The organism is Cupriavidus sp. BIC8F, from assembly GCF_032465815.1.
GTDB lineage: Bacteria > Pseudomonadota > Gammaproteobacteria > Burkholderiales > Burkholderiaceae > Cupriavidus > Cupriavidus necator.
The window spans coordinates 155,421-171,600 of the sequence record NZ_CP136098.1 but is presented as its reverse complement, the minus strand read 5'-3'; the positions used below and the strand labels follow the sequence as shown (position 1 = coordinate 171,600).

Genomic DNA, 16,180 nt, shown 5'->3' with positions numbered 1-16,180 from the left:
ATGGCGAGCCGATGGCTCGCCATTTTGTTTCGGGCCTCTTGGCTTGCTCACCTGAGATATCACGCGGCGTCGACGCTGATATGAAATGGCCTATGCATGACAGGCCAGGAGGGGGCCACGACACACCAGGCATCGGGGATAAGTGTGCCGGATCTCGGCTGCTGCTTCGTCGCGGGCGCGCGTCTTACGGGACAAAAAATGGCTCGCATTTGCGAGCCATTGGGAATGGATAAGAATCAGTACGATGGTGGTTTAGACGATGCCTCAGTCGAGACTTTCGGCGGCTTCGGACCAGGCGCAGCCCGAGGCGGACGACCCATAGCTCCTATCGAATTCCGCGCGGCATCCTTACCTGTTGCCAGGCCACCGACAAAGACTTGCTTCGCTCTATCATCTGTATCGCGACCGAGATGTCCAGCCATGTGCCCACCAACCCACGAGAACACCTGGTCGGGGACGACATGGATCAGGTTGAAGCATCCGTGGATAAGTCCCAGGCATAGCGAAATGTATAGCGCGATGAAGCCAATGATGCTTACCAAGCCTGTCGTACTATCGAACTGTGCGTTGGCCATGGCGACGCCAAACATCGTGTTTAGCAGCGTTCCCAGCACAATGACGCCTGCCCCGCCGAGGGCGAAGCCGATCATCATCAGAGCGGGCCGAAAGAGGACATTCAGCAGGAAGATATAGCCATGCGTCGACCGCTGCCCGAGACCTTCGCCATCACCATCCAGATGCGTAATGCCCCAGAGGGGTGACGCGATTAGAGCCTCTCCGACCACGGCATACCATGACGTGACGCCACCAAACCAGATGATGAACGGCACCATCGGGATATAGATAGACAGCATCGCGCCAAAGAAGAACAGCGAAAGGAGCGCGACAATGATGAAGGGCCCCAAGGCTTCGAGGACGCCTCCTGCGGCTTTCTTGAGAGTGCCCGCCGCTCCAAACGTGACCACGTCTACTACGGCTGTTACGGCCTTCCCGAGGGTCGAATCTGAGGCCGCGAAACCGCCTTTGATGGCTGTATAAGTTCCCAGCGCCACCCATCCACCCATCAGGATAGAGTCGCCCAGATTCTTCATCCCGATCATCGGGTTAGTAGCTCCGCCCCCACCATTGTTCCCATTCAGGTTGATGGCGGCCTTGACCCATTCTTGCCCGCTGAAGATGCTGGCGACAAAGCCTTTCGCGTCCGTGGATCCCGTCTTCAATGCGGCGACGGCGTTCGCGCTTGTTGAGGCATTGGACCCATCCATTGCTCGCTGCTGCTGATATGCGGTCAAGACCTTCCGATACAGCTGCGGGTAAGCCAGGTTGTTCGGATCTGTGCCGGCCACGCCGGACGCCGTAGCGTTTGCCAAAGCAGTGGCTTGCGCGTTTGCTTGAGCGAAGGTCTGGTACCAGGCCCCGGTCATGATCCAGCCGTCACGCTTGAGGTTCTGCTCGATACGACTGGTTAGCGCATCAATGGAGCCACGCGAGCCGGCGATGGCCTGGCGAATGGTGTTCTCGTAAGCCTGTGCCGCCGAGCTGAGTGCGCCGCTCACGTCCGGTGGAGAACTGCCATTGTTCACCGCGCTCGCATACTGCTGAGCCAGCCCGCTTAGGGTCGACTGCATCGCGGACAGACCGGACTCATGGGCGGCCTGCATAGGGCTGAATAGGATCGAGGCGTCGAGCCCATAGCCGGCAATGCTTTCCGCCCCAGCCGACATGGCTACTGGTTGGGGCAACTCCAGCTTCGCGCCGCCGCACGACTGCCCCCGGCCATTCACAATATTGATGCTCTTGCTAGAGATCGAAGGTGCGAATCGCTCCGCGGCATCAGCACTTACCCCGCCCTCGGCTGGCATCTGTGCAATGGCAATATTCACCGACTCACCACAGAGATTCGCTTCAAACAGTGACTGGGCGAGCGTATTGGAAGCTGGGGAAGCAGGCGTTGCGACCATGGATCCGCCTGACTTGAGCACCGCGATGGTAGCGTCCTGCGTGAGGTTCGCAACCCCTACGCCCATCATCGTGCCCCAGAGCATGACGACCTGCGCACCGCAGTAGCCGCCGAAGATCGGAACCAGGGAGCAGAAGCCGATCACCATGCGAATCATGAACCATGGTGACGACTTCTTTTGTCCCAGGAACTCGCCGTCCTGGCCGGTGGCGATCATGCTGGTAGCGAAATGGTAGATCGCCCAGATCACGCCAACAGCCAGGATGCAAGACGTGATGACGAGGAACATGTTCGCAAGCATCCCGCCCCCAGCACCACCCGAGGCCGAGAGAGGGTTCCGAACAATGCTGCCGAATACCATCTCGAGTAGCGCCATGGACTTGTCGCCAGATCGATTGGCTGCGTTCTGGATCTCCCCTACAGACGTCTGTGCAATTGACGCCGAGCTGACCAGAAGGACAGCGAATATGCTGGCTGTTCGGACCAGCGCACGCGAGAAAAGGCTCATCACATGCCTCTGTTATGTATAAGGATTACGATACGGAAGAATACGCCTAATCGAACAGCTTCGGATCCAATACTTTCCGCGCGAGGCCCTTGCTATGCAGAAAGTCAAGAACACCGGGAAGCGGTTCATCGGGAGACGCCTGCCCCATGTCGATCTGCCACGACCGGTGCGAGTATCGCGTCGCGAGAATCACGCAGAGAATGGTGAACAGCAGGCCGGTCAACGCCCCGAACAGATTTCCTGGTACCAGACTCGCGACCGTGTACACGAGGGCCAGGAAGCCGAAGGCGAGCGCAATGCGCCGATTCGTTAAGCAGCCGCGCTGGATATCCTCCAGCGGCACGGCATCAGCGGGGCGCGCCGACATGGCCTCGCGGAAGGTGCGCACCCGTGGGTTGCGACGCTGGTTCGCCAGTTCGGCCTGCAGCTCCTGAATCGTTTGCCAGCCGCTGCTCATCGTCTTCTTCATCGAGACAACAGGCGAAAAGGGATTCACCGCCCTCCCGACCCTGCGCCAGACGCCCGGCTTCTTGCCTTCGCTCATGCTTCCATCCTTTCCGCCTGAATATCTGCCTGGTACTTGGCCATCAGCTCGCTGGCCACAATGTCGATGACGCCATCTGACTCGCTCTCAGTCAGTTCCTTCTCGCGCTGCTCCAGATACGCTTCGGCGGTTCCGGCTGGAAACGCCTTGGAAAGAATCTTGCGCGCAGTGGCCGGTTTCATGTGACGGTACAGCCGTCGGCGCAGAGCCGTGTCTTTCGGTGTCGTGGAGAAGGCCCACAGCTCAATCGAACCCGGCGCATTGTGCAGCACCTGGGTGACGACGCCTGACTTGACCTGGTGCCATACCAGGAACTTGCCGGGGCCATGCACATCGCGCTTCAACCGCTCAATGGCCGAGTCCGATAGACCAAACAGATCCTGCGCAGCCTTCTGTGTGTCGCTGGTGCCAGCGTTCATGATGTAAACGGAAAATGCGGATTCCGTGATCGACTCTCCGTCTGTGTTGAAATCGGTCATGAACTGGGAGGCGAGCGAAACGCGAATGCCCCACTTACGTCCTTCCCGACGGTCCAGTGAAAGCAGCTTCCGGAAAGCCTTTTTGCCGCCAGTGCGGTGCAGCTCATCGACGCACAGGCCTTTCATCTGATCTCGGATTTCCTCGATACGCTCCTGGTGATAGCGCTGATACAGCGGCGGGCAGAGCTTGAGGATCTCTTCGGACAAGTAATACTGGCGGGCCGCGATTTGTCGGGCGAAGACAAACATGATGCCGGCGCGACGTTCCCCGTCTTCGCCGCCGCCCCGTGCCACCTCGTCCAGGTCCAGCGCCACAACCCGCGAGTTCTCGTTGATCTCAAATCGGCTATGGCTCGAAATGATGCGGAAGTCGCGCAGCGCGGTCGTTAGTACCTGGGACATCTTGTCGATCAGCGTCAGGCCGGACGCGGTACGGGCCTGGGAATCCTCGCTCGGCGAGAAAATCGAGCGAATCGGAGCGCTGCGGACGACGTCAATGAGATCGGAGAGAACGGGCACAGCGAATCGTTGCGCCAGGCGCGCTTCACGCGGCCTGCCCGCGGTCATCAGGGCATCCGTGACTTCCCACCAGGTCGTCTTGTCGTCGGTCGCCACGCGGACCTCGGCCAAGGCCTGATCAACCGCCTCGTCTGTCATGGCGTCGTAACGCTTCATCGATCCCGGCGAGGCATACAGCTTATATGCCTCATCGATCATCATCGCTGCCAGCTCGGGGGCGCTTTCAGGCGGGTCAGTGTGTCCTGCTGGCGTAGCGAGCATGCTGATCATCGCGATCTGGAATTCACGCTCGAACTGCGTCGGGTATCGACAACCGAGTTGGGTGTCGAACGGATTGATCGCAAACTCGTCGGTGTTGCGCAGACGCAAGTAGATTGCCTCGTGTTTCCGGTCTTCGGGCAGTGCGCTTTGCAGAAGGTCGATAAGCCCAGCGGAACTCGGACCTACGTCGATAATGGTGATCAGCGGGATACGCTTCAACCCGGGCGAGAGGATCGATCCGAGGTTCAGGGTATTGAGCCACACCGACTTACCGGACCCCATGGTTGCCCAGATCAGATCGATCCATGCGGTCTGCTTTGACGACGTCGGTTGGTAGGGGTAGAGCTTGCCATCCAGCGAGCGGAGGGGGATCGAACCGCCTTCGAACCAGGGCGATGCCGGACGCTGCCACGGCAGCATCCGGACCACGTCGCTCAGGAGCGCAACCATCCGGGGAGCGATGTTCTTCTCGCTGAAACCCGGCAGTGTGGAGACAAGGCCCTGAATTGGATCACCGGCATCGGTGGTCACTTGCGTGATACCCCACCCTTCCAGCGCCTTCGCAATGGAAGAAACTTGCCGCTGGCAGTCAGCCTTGCTGTTCGCCCATGTGGATGCACAGATCTTCACGGTGATGTCGTGCTCGCCGTTTTCACGGGCATCCTGCAGGGCGTCGAACGAGCGCTTGATAGCGGCATTAGTCGAACTCAAGAATGCCGTGATATCCACGATGGTTTTCTTCATGGCCATGGAGTCGATCCCACCCGGCTCGATGGTCCACTTCACTCGCCATGGGAGCTGGTCGCCCATGCGCCGGAACAGCATCATGAAGTCGCGAGGATCTTGCGGACCCAACTCCATGAAGCAGTAACCGTGGTACTGGCCGTTGATGACGACGAACTCGCCGTCCGTGTCGGCTTTCGACTTGCACAACTGTTGAGACAGCTTGGGAAGCAGAAGATTGGAGGCGTCATTCTTGCGCGACGAAGCACGCGGTGTGTAGCGGTCGCCGGGCAATGCAGCCTTCCAATCCAGGCTGGTGTTCCGACGATCAAAGGTGCGGCGGATCTCGCGCAGGGCATGATGGGTCGAGAGGCGACCGATGTGCATCTTTGCAGAGCGGAGGTCCTCTTCAATGGCTTCAATGATCGTTTCGTGCGTGTGAAGCAGGCCTTTGATCAGCGCAGTCGGCGATTGTGCGTACCTTGCCGCGGGGATGTTGTTGTCCTTGATACGCTGGCGATGGTCAGCCATCTCTCGTTTGAGTTCGTCTGACGACATGGACGACAGATGCGTATAGACGAGGAGCAGGCAAGACTCGTGTTGACACAGGGCGGCAACGCGGGCGCAGCGGTCATCGAGGACGTCGCGCAAGCCATCGAGTCCCAGACGCCTGGCCGTGGCATAGGCCGGCTCCATCATCTTGTCGACGTGGGCCCGCATGAGTGCCGGGTCGCGCTCGAACGTGATCTCGATACTATGCCCGGGGCGCTGGAAGTATGAGGCCAGGGCGTCGTGGACCTTGGATGTGATGGTCTCGAATTCTGCTTCGCCGACCACGTCCATGCTGCCAGTCAACTCGAAGGCCGTCAGCATGGAACATTCGCGCGTCAGCAGAATGTACGGCTTTACCCCTTCAGGGTTCTTCGCTCGCGCTGCGATGGTACGGGGGTCATCCTCGTCAAGACCGATGGCGGATTCGAGGTGGCAATACGACGGAAGATCTGCGCCGAGTCCGAAACTGGCGAGCCATGCGAGGATCGACTCCACGCCTTCTACTACATTTGTCGCGAGAGCCCTGCTCATTGTGCGTTCCTTCTCTTCATGAATTCGATCTTCAGTACGGGGGCTGCTTGGGTTTCGCTGAGCACTTTGGCAACGACGGGGTCGATACTCAAAGCGTCATTCGCCATCTTCACCGCGTGCATGACGCGTTGCAGAGGCGACATGGTCGCGAGTACGTCTAGGCTGACGAAATTACCAGCGCGGATTGCGACGGCGCACAGGATCTCGCTCAGCTCCTCCAGGTTGATGGGAGCGTCATGCTGCTGCGGCTGCATCGGCATCTCCTGCGTGAATGATGCGGCTGAAATTCGGCGCGACCAGCTGGTTTTCGATGGCGAACTCCAGTGCCTGGAACAACTCGGAGCGCTGGATGCGAACGCGGACCGCGCCCGTGCCGTACCCCGTTACCACGAAGCCCCTGTCGACAGCCTTCTTCGCCAGAGCGAAGCACAAGGCCCTATCTGCGGCGCGCAGCCAAACTGCGCGAGAGGAAAGCAGCTTTCTCTTGGTGATCTTGTTGTACTCGTCGCTTGCGAGACTCATCCAGTGGTTCTCAGCAAGCAAGCCTGCCGAGTAGGACAGTTCCAGCAAGGGATCCGAGGTCAGGGCCACAGGCAACTGCGTTCGCTCAGGGAGGGCCACATAGCGCGAAGACCGGAAGACCGACTTAATCTCCACGGGCGCGAAGCGGGAGAGCCATAGCAACTCCGGGTGCGATACCCATTCACGCAGGACCATGCGACTGCTTGCCTTTTGGCCGAACGCTGACAGTGCCGCATATTGCGAGTCGGCCCGAGACATGTCCACCAGCACCTCAGCGAGCACGGGATGCTCATGTGAAAGGCAGAACGCGAGTCGTTCCCGGTGACTGCTGGGAAGGGCCACGCCTGGAATGTATTCCCAGGCGTCTTCCGGTACTGGGCAAGACAGGACGCGTTTGGCATGGGCGAGGCGGTTCATGCGCAGCGTGAGAAACACTGAGTCTGCGATGAAGTCCGCTTTGGATGTGGCAGAGTCGGTCTGATATGCCGCCTGCAGCCCGCGCTCCAGTGCTGGGTTGTTCAGATTCACATCGCGCGGGAAGCGTGACTTGATGTTCTGGTGGAGCTTCTCCGCATTAGCGATTTCGTTCGGCTTCCACTCATAGCATTCGGCGAGGAGCTTGAATGTCCGCGATGCGATGAGACTGATTGTTGGCGCGACCTGAGCCGAGTTTGTGGTGTTCATGTCCAGGCCTAAATCCGCGCCGATCTGAGTGATGTTGGTACGAAAGAAGTCGGAGCCCCGCAGGTTGTGGACGTTCCGGTGTCCTTGCACCATAAATTGACTCCACGCGCCATTCGTCACCCAGATGACGTTGTTGGCGAGGTCGGAATGCAGGCGAACATGGGTCGCCGGTGAGCCATTGACAGAGGCGTGCCCGGAGGTGCACTCGTTGGGGTTGTCGTATAGGAGGACGCCCACCTCAGGGATGACGATTTCGTTGTCCGCGTCAGTGGTTGGCCCCTCCCCTCTACCGGTTGCCGACTGCACGGTCATAGATACGCTGCCAGGTGTTTGTGGGGAGCGATTTGTACAGCTCGTCTACCCAGCGACCGATGTACTCGACAAAGCGAGAAGGTCGATAGAGCAAGCCGAGGCCGGTGAACGCGCTCTCCCGTTTTTCCATCTCGTGGTCCTTCAGTTCGAGCATTGCATTCGCAAAGTCGGATGGATTAGCGCTGCCCCATACCTTGACGACCAGTTCCCCGCGACTGGCGAGGTGTTGGAGAAGCGCTGACGCTTCCCGTTTTTCTTCCTCGGTGCCGATCTCCAGAGCCACGGCAATCGTTCGCTGCAGGTGATTCAGCTCGGCCTGCGGTAAGCCTGCCATCTCGATCATCAACCCATGCCGCTTTGATCCCACCTGGCCGATATGCTGCGTGCCATGGCAAAGCGGATCCGCGACGATCAGGTTCTCGCCGCGGTTGTCTGCGTGGTTGTCGTTCTTGTGATGGATCTCGGTGTGCTTCGAGCGAAAGCCGCAGAAGACGCACTGGTAGTTGCCCTTCTGTAATCGGGATTCCCGCTTTGTGCGGTACTCCGCATCAGCGGCTTCCATGGCGTCGTCATGCTTGCGCCAGAGCTGGCGCTTGACGGAGAACACAAGCGGCACATAGCGCCGCACGGCAAAGTTCGAGCCGAGCGTCTCAGAAGGAGGTGGCATCCCCTCGGTCGCCGCCTCCCATGTGACGCCTGCCGGAGCGTTGTCTGCCAGGCCGTCACCCATGTTTGCGGTGTTCTCCGTCATCCCCGCGACTCCCTTCTTAGAGGCCGCCCGGCATCCGGTTCATCTGGCCGGAACTACCACCGACCGACTCGGCAAGAGAGTCCGCCAGGTAGCCAAGCATCATAAGGGCCACGCCGCCGAGCCCGTTACCGTAGATGCTGGCGGTCTTGATGCTCTGGTCGCCGTTCGACTTCTTCTTGCCATTCACCACGCTGGTGATCAGCCCGATCATGCCGCCGCCATACGAGCCATAGATCATCAGGTCGTAGACGTCGCCAAGCTGTGCCTTAATGGACCGAGCCCATCCAGCAATGCCGCCCGCCGCGTGCGCGACGTCAGGCGACAGCAGCATCGACAGCGTGACGGAAGCAGCGGCGATTGCGGCGATGCTGCCAGCTTCGAGGCGCAGCGTCTTGCCCGATGAGAGCATGACGTACAGGCAGATCGCCGTAGATAGCAGCAGCGTGCACGCCAGCGAGGGATTGCGGTACAGCAGACCGCCGAAAATGATTGCCATCGCCGTGCCGAATTTCACGGCGCGGCTGTGGGTCTGTACGGCGATGTGAGCCGCGTTGATCCAGTGTTTCATGTTGATCTCCATCAGGGGGATTGGTTAAAAGGTCAAGCCAACGGTTTCTTTGAACGCATCCACGGTGCTGGCGATGTTGACCATCGCCGCTCCGCCGATGGCATGGATGAATCCTTTCCAGGCATAGTCTTCGTATCCGCCGCTACCGTGTCCCTCCGATGCTTTCTTGAACATGGTCAGGCCCTTGAATCCGTACCACCATCCGAAGGTCGAGACGATGGTGAAGATCGCATTGATGGCCGGTGCAAACACACCGGCAGCGCTCGCGCCGGAATAGGAAACCATCCCGAACCCTGCACCGCGCTCGCCCGTCACGGTTTCCCATAGGTCGCCCATGGTGCTGGTGAGGTTGAGCAAGATCGCGCCAACCAGGAGCGTCGTGAAAATCGCCGCACCCGACGTTTCGCCACCGCCCGGGTGGCTGGATGCTTTCATGCCCCTGTTGATCGCCTTGGCGATATACCAGAGGCCTACCCCGTAGGCCGCGGCAGCGGCAAGCGACTGGAATTCGACAATCGTCGCGCCGATCTGGGTGACGATGGTTGTGAGGTCCATTAGCGGATGATCCCGGCTGTCGTGCGGACGATGTATTTGTCTGCGTCGATCTCAACGATCTCACTACCGCCGAGCTTGTCACCTTTGGCCTTTACATACTGCTTGCCGGAGTCGTCTTCGAGCCAGGCCTGGCCGGGGATGACTTGCTTGATCTTGTAGCCCAGTTGCACTTCCTCTTTGGCGGAGGAGCGCGAACGGCTTGCTTTCACGCGCACCACACCTGCGGATTTCTCTCGGGCGCGGTCTTCGGCAGATAGTGGCTTGCTTGCGCGGACGGGCTTCGACTCGGCCTTGCCTTCAACACGTCGGGTTTCGAGGGCGGAAAGTCGCTTTCCCATGTCCTCCAGCTGCGCCGTCTGCGCTTTCAGCTGCTCCAGGATGGCGGAATCGGTGCTCTCTTTGCGCCCGCTTTCCACCGTGCTGGCCTTGGTGCTCGGGATCGCGCCTGCGGGCAAGGCGTCGTTCGCCGCCATCGACGCGGCGGTGGTGCCGCCCGCGATGGCGTTAGAAGCGGGCAACTCGATTGCCGACGTCGGCCCGTTGTTGTTGCTTGCGGGCTGTTCTGGTGGTTTTTCTGCGAGCTGTTCTGCAGGCTGGCTGCGAGCAAAGCCCTGCGGCGCAGGTTGGACGGGCGCGAACGATTCCGCCGCGGGACGCTGTGTACCCGACGCCCCCATCATCCCGCCGTCGCTCATCGGTGCGCTGGCGGCGATCTCAGCGGGACTGGAAGGCTTCGACATCTTCTTAAAGCCCCAGAAGCCAAGCACGGCTACGGCAACTGCACCATAGAGGAGGTAGTTTGTTGGCAGCTTTCGCTTGGGCTTGTCCGAAGTCGCAACATCGGTCACGTCAACCTCGGACGCGTCGTGATTCGGATCCTCGTGCTCGTTGGTGTCGAGGTGGGCGTCAAAGTGGTTTGTCTGGGTCATGGGTTGCCCATAGTGCGTATCAATACAATTATACGTAACACAGCCGGCGCGTGAACCCTACTCCTTCAAGTATGCGTCCGCCTTGAAGAGCACCATGATCGGAACGCCACGCTTGATTCTGCCGCGACGCGGCGGGATCGATGCGTTCTCCTGCTGGATGACCTGCTGGGTAGCCTGCAGGCCCGCAGAAGTAGCTGCGCCGGCGAGTTGCTTGCCGCTCGGATTTGGGTTCGTCGTTGTCGTTACGCCGCCAAGCGGTGTCTGCTGAACGATGGAGCCAGCATTCTGGTAAACCGAACCAGCTGCGCTCAGCGCGCCCAGCAATGCAGGGACGCCAATACGCTGCACGTAGCGGTGATCGACATCAGCTGGTTGCGCGGTCCGCAACTCTTCCTCGTCCAGGGCCACTGCCGAAATGGTGATCATTTCGCCGGATGGGGTCTTCATCTTGGTGAAGTCGGTAACGATCACCTCGTTAGATAGACGTGCGGTGCCGTAGAACAGGCTGCCCGCGTACTTGCCGGTCTCGACACGGGCGAGGACATCAGATGGTGCGTCCGTATCGATACTGTTCTGATAGATCGCCGGAATCTGGTCCAGGCCACGGATATATGGAGTGGCATCACGTCCCGTGGTGCTATTTGCTGCTGCGGCAGTCGTCGCAGCCCCGCTCGCCGCAGTAGCTGCCGAGCTGCGGGTGTCGCTGCCTTGTGCCGCGATGTTGAGAATCAGCTGCGAAGACTCTTCGCGGGTCCACACCGCACGCAGCCCCTGCAGCTGGTCCCCCAGGCCCGTCGAGGTGATTTGAGCTTGTTGCTGGGGATCACCCGCGGGGGTCGGCTGGTTCGGTCGCGCAATATCACGCGGTGGAGTCGGGGGACTGGTTTTCGCGCGCTGAGCAAGCTCATCTTCAAGGGCAGTCGTCTTGCCGCTGTTATCCGAAAGCGTGGGAATGAAAGTGCCGTCCGCCTGTTCGGCCTGCTGGAAATTCTTGTCGTTTGCGCGGTTGAGCGCGCGCGAGTAGTTCGGAGTCTCCTCGGTCTTCTTCCCTCCATGGGTGTCTATCGTCGGAACTTCGACGGTGGCCCCTTGGGATGAGCGGCTATTTACAGCCATGTAAGCAATGCCTACCCCAGCGGCGGCAACGCCTGCCACGATCATGGCTACCTTGGCGTTCTTTTTAAATCCAGGATGCAGCTTCTTTCGTTCCGACATGGTCATTCCAGCTCGAGGTAGACGTTGCGCAGAGAGCCGTTCTCGCTAAGGGTGGCAACGGGCGTCGGGGCCAACTCGTAGACCCGAGTACCGTCCGCTGCCGCAATCGTTGCCTGATAGGCGGGGTTATTCAGGAAGAGGGTCGTGCGCAAAACCACGTTTCCACCAACCATCCAGGCGCGCGTGCCCGGAGGTGCGTTCTCAACGCGAATCGGCTTCGCGTTCGGTGTGTCAGTGCCGTCGAGCAGCGTCTGCAGATAGTTCGCCGGCAGATTGATCGAAGGCGTTCCGGCAATGGGATCGATTGCATTGGGACCGCGCCGCGGGATACGGAGATCCAGGCGGTAGTCAGTCTCTCGCTGGCCAGCGACCATGCGAAGCATTACCGGGATCGAGAGGCCCTTCAGAAAGATGGCGACGTTGCCTTCCACGTAATCACCCAGCGCAGTGATCGTAATGGTGGGTACGTCCTTTGCCGGCTGCTTGACTTCGAAGTACCGTTTGCCGAGGTTGTTGACTTCGAGGATGTCCCACGGGGCCCCTGTGATGTCGACCATGGAAACAGCTGCCCCTTGATTGCTCACACGGACAATCGGCGGAGTGGATCCCGGGGATAGATCCACGGTCGTAGTCGAGATGACAGGCTTCGGTGGTACACCTGGATAGGTGGAAGCAGCGCGTCGTGCACTGTCGACCCGCTTACGCAGGTCCAGGATCTCGGTGCTCGTGAGCGGCGAGATCGTATCCACCGCGCTGTTGAAGTTAGCCGAGCCGACCGGAGGCGGCTTGAGGGGCGGCAGTGCGCGCGGCGCATTCGCGTCGTCCACCGCAGCGGTGGACGACGGCGCTCCGGCCTTGTTCGGTTCACCAGGACTGCCTTGCGCGGCGGCTTGGCCGCAGGCGGTCGAGATCGACAGGATCAGCAGCGCATAGAGCCGCGGAAGGGATAGGTGCATGTCAGAACGGCACTCCAGTTACTGCGGCGACCATGGACCGGGTATCGATGATGCCTTGCAGCCAGTCGTGACACCGCTTCGACGGTGCACTCTGCTGCAGCTCGATCAGGGTGTCCCTCGGTGCCGCAAAAACGTCGATGAGGTCGAGTTGGATTGCCCAGTCGGTTTGCATGGCTGTGCTGAGAGGATGACCGTGCTCCCCACAAGTCGCTTGCTGGACGATATCCAGCGACGTCGGCAAGGAGAATTCTTCTGCTTCTTGTGGCATGACTTCAACCTAGTTGATTTTTGTGTTGCAGCTGAGCCGCAGGGACTGCGTCGCAATACCTGCCGGGTTGTCTTCGACCGGAAGGCGCTTGACCGTTTGCTTGACCAGGCATTCGTAGGTCTTGCGCTCACTCTGGCCGGTGATGGTGATGGCAATCGGCATCTCGGTTTCCCATGTGTACAAGCCATCCCGCGCTTCATACTCATTGGCGATGACGCCTGCTCCGGTGGCGACAGCGGATGTCACCAGGCGGCGTGTGCGAATTTTTTCGATGAGGCCGGACGTGTCGTACTGCGCCATCAACGACGCGTAGCCGTCGCGGGTGAATTGAGAGCGCAATGCAACCAGTTTTGCCTTGAGATTGGTGTCATCGAAATCCAGTGAGAACGCGCCCGTTGCGGTCTTCTGGACTTTCTGGAGAACAGCTTCGCTGCTGACGAACGGCTTCGACAGCGGCACGATCTGGATGAGTCGACCGGCTTCTGTCATGCCCACCAGGACCGGGGCGGGACGCGTCACGAACTGGGTGATGTTCAGTGCCACAGAGCCGACCAGGGCGCAGCCGACGATGAGGTTGCTTTGGAGAAGGCGACCGAAACTGGATTTGTAGAAGCCGGACGAGGCCAGCGTTCGCATGATCGGGTCCGTATTCATGGCCGGGCCCGCGGCGGGCGATTGCTTCTGTTTGGGCGACGTCATTCGGCGGTGTCCTTCTCTGGCAGGCGTTCGGAGAAGCGCTCCGGATAAAGCAGGTGGATCTCCGACACGATCATGTACACCCCGCCCATGCGCTCTAACAGCTGCTTGCAAGAGGCAAGCAGCTTGGTCTTCTGTTCACTCGGCGCTCCTTCCCTGTCGCGACCACAGGTCCCCGAGTTGAGAATGCGTGCGAGGCTTGCCGCGACCTCAGGCGTGGGTACGCCACCTTGTTCTAGGCGGGTGAAGTACGAACGGGAAATCCCAGCGGCCTCGCATAGCTTGTCTGGGCTGAGATTGCGCGCCAGGCGGATGGCCTTGAGTGCCGTCAGCGGTCTTTCGGAAGCGGGCATTTGAACTGGCGTAATTATGTATCGTGTAAATGGTACGCAATTAAACCGCGCCCGGATTTTGACTGTCAAGAACATTCACTGACAAGAAAAGAACCCGCGACCCGGCCATTCTGTGTGCTTGTTATTGCACTTCCCTCCCGGTTTTAGCGATGAATGTGATCCTTTAGACTCTTTTGAGACGTGAACAGATCGTTTTTGCTTCGCGAGACGTGTGATCTTCGCGTTGCTTTTATCTGATGTTATTTCTTATTAAACGGCGGATGTGACAACTTCTGGACACCCCACTTGCGGGGGATGGCATCAAGTTGGGGCACCCAGATGCGGCCTTGCCGCAAAGGTGGGCTTCACCGCAAGGGGCCAGGCCTGGGCTCGCACTCGCGAGTCGGGGTCGCGGCCTGGGCCCAATTTGGCCGGTGGCCATCTTCGCGAACGTGCGCTGCCCTTCTGGGCCTAGCGGGGTAAAGCTCAGGAGCAGTGCCTGAAGTGGGCAATAATTATCGGCATTGTCTTTTGCTACACAAAACCGGCAGATACGAACGGGGGAGGAAAATTTCTCCTTGCAAAACAATGGGTTGGAGACAACCCACTCAGTAGGAGCAGAAGCCCCTGCGGACCGCTATCAAGCGGTTATGCGCCTTCTGGCTTTGGGGTCGGTGTCGGCTTACTCTGGTCGCGGTACTTCGGCCAGGCCGAACGCTTGGGCGCGTAGTGCGTTCTGGCCGTCCGCGTGGATGCATGCCCGAGCAGGCGGGCAACTTCCTGGTGATCGTGCACGGCCTTGGCGTTCGCACTGAACTGGTGACGAGCTGAATACAGCGCATAGCGCTTAGTGGGGTCGTTCCCCCAGAGCGCTTTGCAAGCTCGATTGACTGCGACCGCGCAGTTTTCATGGATTTCGGTGAAGGACCTTCCTTGTGCCAGCATTTCGCGGACGGAGGCGATATGCGCGCGCACGACGCCTATATCTTCGGGCGCAACAGGGACAGATCGCGTCGGGCCGGTTCCCCGTCCATTTGTGGCCTTGGCGTTACGCGCATGCAGTAAGCCGGTCGTCTCGTCCAGCTCGGCGTACTCCCACTCGCGTGGGCGCAAGCCGGTCGCGACCGCCGCCATCAACCATAGACTTGCGCGCTTGGCGTAGCGACCGTTCCGGGTAGGGTTCGAGAGGTTGGCGACAAGCAGGTCGTAGTCGGCTTTCCGGATGCCCTTGCGCTTACGGGAGGAAGTCTGGCCGACAGCTTTCGGTGGCACGCAGTCACCATAAGGAAGTCTCCGGATCTCTTCCGCAGTCTGCGTGAATAGTGCGTTGCCAGTCCTTTCGGCCTCGATTTCGTAGCGGCAGACCAGACTGGCCTGGTACTGCCGGAACGTCGACCACTTCCATTGGGACGCGTTCCGCTTCATGAAGGCTACGACCGCGTCAGGCGGCGGATATGCGTCGTCAGGCAGCGCCATCTCTTTCGCCAAGCGATTCATCAAGCCGTTCGCTCGCCGGAGGTAGCTCTCGACCGTTGACGATGTCCGGGATTGCTCGCGTGCTCTGTTCGGATTCATGTGCCTCGCACTTCTCTGGTTGCGGTTGGTTCCGGTGCGGCTGACTTGGCCTCGCCGCCCCTGCTCTCTCTAGGCGTATTCGCCTTCTTGTCCTCGACCGTCCGTTGGCTACCGCGGGCTGATTTCTGATCTGGTTGCATTCGGTCTTGTCGATTGCTGCCATCCCGCTTCCGCCCGGGTCCGGACCCTGCTTCCTCGAGATGGCCCGCGAGCACCGCGGCCTGAAGCCTATTTTGGTCGGTGCCAGACCTTTTGCTTCCCGCGCTCGGCTGACTACTGCCCGGTGATACCGGCCTGCGAGGTCGTCCCGCTCGGTTGCCACCCGGCGTGGCCACGCTGCTCGCCTTCAACCCTGCCGGAGTCGTCCGGATTGGGTGCTGGCCATTGCGCGTATGCTGCCGTGGCGGCTGGTCACTGAGCGTCGGTCACTGCCTGGTGGGTTGCTGTTTTTGCCGTTGCCTGCCGATGCGGGTTGCGATTCTGGAAGATTCCGTTACTCGGATTGGTATCGGCGGCGGCTATGTTTGCACATAGCCGCGTTACACGAGCGCTCGCTGCGTCGTGTAACAGGCGTTCGGTGTCGGAATCCTAGCAGATACCTTGTGCGGGCGGAATCGAATGTCGTGTTTTCGGCACAGTGGGTTCAGGTGGAGGTTGCAACCGGCTTCGGCGTGACCTGGATGGCGGAGCAGCATGGTGTCGAGCCTTGAGCCGAAGGCTAAACGCACGCGCTTCACTCA

The 16,180-nt window shown here is 59.9% G+C and carries 15 protein-coding genes; all 15 read right to left on the bottom strand.

Annotated features, from left to right (window positions below):
- Window positions 1-236 precede the first annotated feature (236 nt).
- Entirely contained in the window at window positions 237-2,468 is a 2,232-nt protein-coding gene (locus RS901_RS38710; protein WP_316157920.1) for a DotA/TraY family protein, read from the bottom strand.
- A 46-nt stretch (window positions 2,469-2,514) separates the two neighbouring features.
- Window positions 2,515-3,012 carry a hypothetical protein gene (locus tag RS901_RS38705; protein ID WP_316157919.1) on the bottom strand — a complete coding sequence of 166 codons (498 nt, stop codon included), beginning with the start codon at window positions 3,010-3,012 and terminating at the stop codon, window positions 2,515-2,517.
- Window positions 3,009-6,077: a hypothetical protein gene (locus tag RS901_RS38700; RefSeq protein ID WP_316157918.1), complete on the bottom strand. Its 3,069-nt coding sequence runs from the start codon at window positions 6,075-6,077 to the stop codon at window positions 3,009-3,011. The genes RS901_RS38705 and RS901_RS38700 overlap by 4 nt, the downstream gene beginning before the upstream one ends.
- Window positions 6,074-6,331 (bottom strand): hypothetical protein, encoded by a 258-nt coding sequence (locus RS901_RS38695; RefSeq protein WP_133098613.1) that lies wholly within the window; start codon window positions 6,329-6,331, stop codon window positions 6,074-6,076. Before RS901_RS38695 ends, RS901_RS38700 begins: the two co-directional genes overlap by 4 nt.
- Complete coding sequence (locus tag RS901_RS38690; protein WP_316157917.1) at window positions 6,312-7,595, bottom strand: hypothetical protein; 1,284 nt, start codon at window positions 7,593-7,595, stop codon at window positions 6,312-6,314. Before RS901_RS38690 ends, RS901_RS38695 begins: the two co-directional genes overlap by 20 nt.
- On the bottom strand, window positions 7,570-8,346 hold the full coding sequence (locus tag RS901_RS38685) for a hypothetical protein (RefSeq protein WP_316157916.1): 777 nt from the start codon (window positions 8,344-8,346) through the stop codon (window positions 7,570-7,572). Before RS901_RS38685 ends, RS901_RS38690 begins: the two co-directional genes overlap by 26 nt.
- 16 nt (window positions 8,347-8,362) lie before the next feature.
- Window positions 8,363-8,914 carry a hypothetical protein gene (locus RS901_RS38680; protein ID WP_316157915.1) on the bottom strand — a complete coding sequence of 184 codons (552 nt, stop codon included), beginning with the start codon at window positions 8,912-8,914 and terminating at the stop codon, window positions 8,363-8,365.
- A 24-nt stretch (window positions 8,915-8,938) separates the two neighbouring features.
- Window positions 8,939-9,469, bottom strand: a complete 531-nt coding sequence (traQ, locus tag RS901_RS38675) for a conjugal transfer protein TraQ (protein ID WP_316157914.1) — start codon at window positions 9,467-9,469, stop codon at window positions 8,939-8,941.
- Window positions 9,469-10,398 carry a hypothetical protein gene (locus tag RS901_RS38670; RefSeq protein WP_316157913.1) on the bottom strand — a complete coding sequence of 310 codons (930 nt, stop codon included), beginning with the start codon at window positions 10,396-10,398 and terminating at the stop codon, window positions 9,469-9,471. Before RS901_RS38670 ends, traQ begins: the two co-directional genes overlap by 1 nt.
- A 57-nt stretch (window positions 10,399-10,455) precedes the next feature.
- Window positions 10,456-11,613, bottom strand: a complete 1,158-nt coding sequence (locus tag RS901_RS38665; protein WP_316157912.1) for a DotG/IcmE/VirB10 family protein — start codon at window positions 11,611-11,613, stop codon at window positions 10,456-10,458.
- Window positions 11,614-11,615: 2 nt separating this feature from the next.
- Window positions 11,616-12,569: a DotH/IcmK family type IV secretion protein gene (locus RS901_RS38660; RefSeq protein ID WP_316157911.1), complete on the bottom strand. Its 954-nt coding sequence runs from the start codon at window positions 12,567-12,569 to the stop codon at window positions 11,616-11,618.
- A 1-nt stretch (window position 12,570) separates the two neighbouring features.
- Window positions 12,571-12,837 (bottom strand): hypothetical protein, encoded by a 267-nt coding sequence (locus RS901_RS38655; RefSeq protein WP_316157910.1) that lies wholly within the window; start codon window positions 12,835-12,837, stop codon window positions 12,571-12,573.
- A gap of 9 nt (window positions 12,838-12,846) precedes the next feature.
- Entirely contained in the window at window positions 12,847-13,536 is a 690-nt protein-coding gene (locus tag RS901_RS38650; protein ID WP_316157909.1) for a DotI/IcmL/TraM family protein, read from the bottom strand.
- Complete coding sequence (locus RS901_RS38645) at window positions 13,533-13,886, bottom strand: helix-turn-helix domain-containing protein (RefSeq protein WP_133098648.1); 354 nt, start codon at window positions 13,884-13,886, stop codon at window positions 13,533-13,535. Before RS901_RS38645 ends, RS901_RS38650 begins: the two co-directional genes overlap by 4 nt.
- 627 nt (window positions 13,887-14,513) lie before the next feature.
- A complete protein-coding gene (locus RS901_RS38640) occupies window positions 14,514-15,440 on the bottom strand; it encodes a site-specific integrase (RefSeq protein ID WP_316157908.1) in 927 nt (308 codons plus the stop codon).
- Window positions 15,441-16,180 lie beyond the last annotated feature (740 nt).

Bases quoted from the DNA above. Each gene is read 5' to 3' on its own strand.
- RS901_RS38660 (WP_316157911.1), bottom strand. From the start codon at position 12,569: ATGCACCTATCCCTTCCGCGGCTCTATGCGCTGCTGATCCTGTCGATC.
- RS901_RS38655 (WP_316157910.1), bottom strand. From the start codon at position 12,837: ATGCCACAAGAAGCAGAAGAATTCTCCTTGCCGACGTCGCTGGATATC.
- RS901_RS38650 (WP_316157909.1), bottom strand. From the start codon at position 13,536: ATGACGTCGCCCAAACAGAAGCAATCGCCCGCCGCGGGCCCGGCCATG.
- RS901_RS38645 (WP_133098648.1), bottom strand. From the start codon at position 13,886: ATGCCCGCTTCCGAAAGACCGCTGACGGCACTCAAGGCCATCCGCCTG.
- RS901_RS38695 (WP_133098613.1), bottom strand. From the start codon at position 6,331: ATGCAGCCGCAGCAGCATGACGCTCCCATCAACCTGGAGGAGCTGAGC.
- RS901_RS38665 (WP_316157912.1), bottom strand. From the start codon at position 11,613: ATGTCGGAACGAAAGAAGCTGCATCCTGGATTTAAAAAGAACGCCAAG.
- RS901_RS38710 (WP_316157920.1), bottom strand. From the start codon at position 2,468: ATGAGCCTTTTCTCGCGTGCGCTGGTCCGAACAGCCAGCATATTCGCT.
- traQ (WP_316157914.1), bottom strand. From the start codon at position 9,469: ATGGACCTCACAACCATCGTCACCCAGATCGGCGCGACGATTGTCGAA.
- RS901_RS38705 (WP_316157919.1), bottom strand. From the start codon at position 3,012: ATGAGCGAAGGCAAGAAGCCGGGCGTCTGGCGCAGGGTCGGGAGGGCG.
- RS901_RS38685 (WP_316157916.1), bottom strand. From the start codon at position 8,346: ATGACGGAGAACACCGCAAACATGGGTGACGGCCTGGCAGACAACGCT.
- RS901_RS38700 (WP_316157918.1), bottom strand. From the start codon at position 6,077: ATGAGCAGGGCTCTCGCGACAAATGTAGTAGAAGGCGTGGAGTCGATC.
- RS901_RS38640 (WP_316157908.1), bottom strand. From the start codon at position 15,440: ATGAATCCGAACAGAGCACGCGAGCAATCCCGGACATCGTCAACGGTC.
- RS901_RS38680 (WP_316157915.1), bottom strand. From the start codon at position 8,914: ATGAAACACTGGATCAACGCGGCTCACATCGCCGTACAGACCCACAGC.
- RS901_RS38670 (WP_316157913.1), bottom strand. From the start codon at position 10,398: ATGACCCAGACAAACCACTTTGACGCCCACCTCGACACCAACGAGCAC.
- RS901_RS38690 (WP_316157917.1), bottom strand. From the start codon at position 7,595: ATGACCGTGCAGTCGGCAACCGGTAGAGGGGAGGGGCCAACCACTGAC.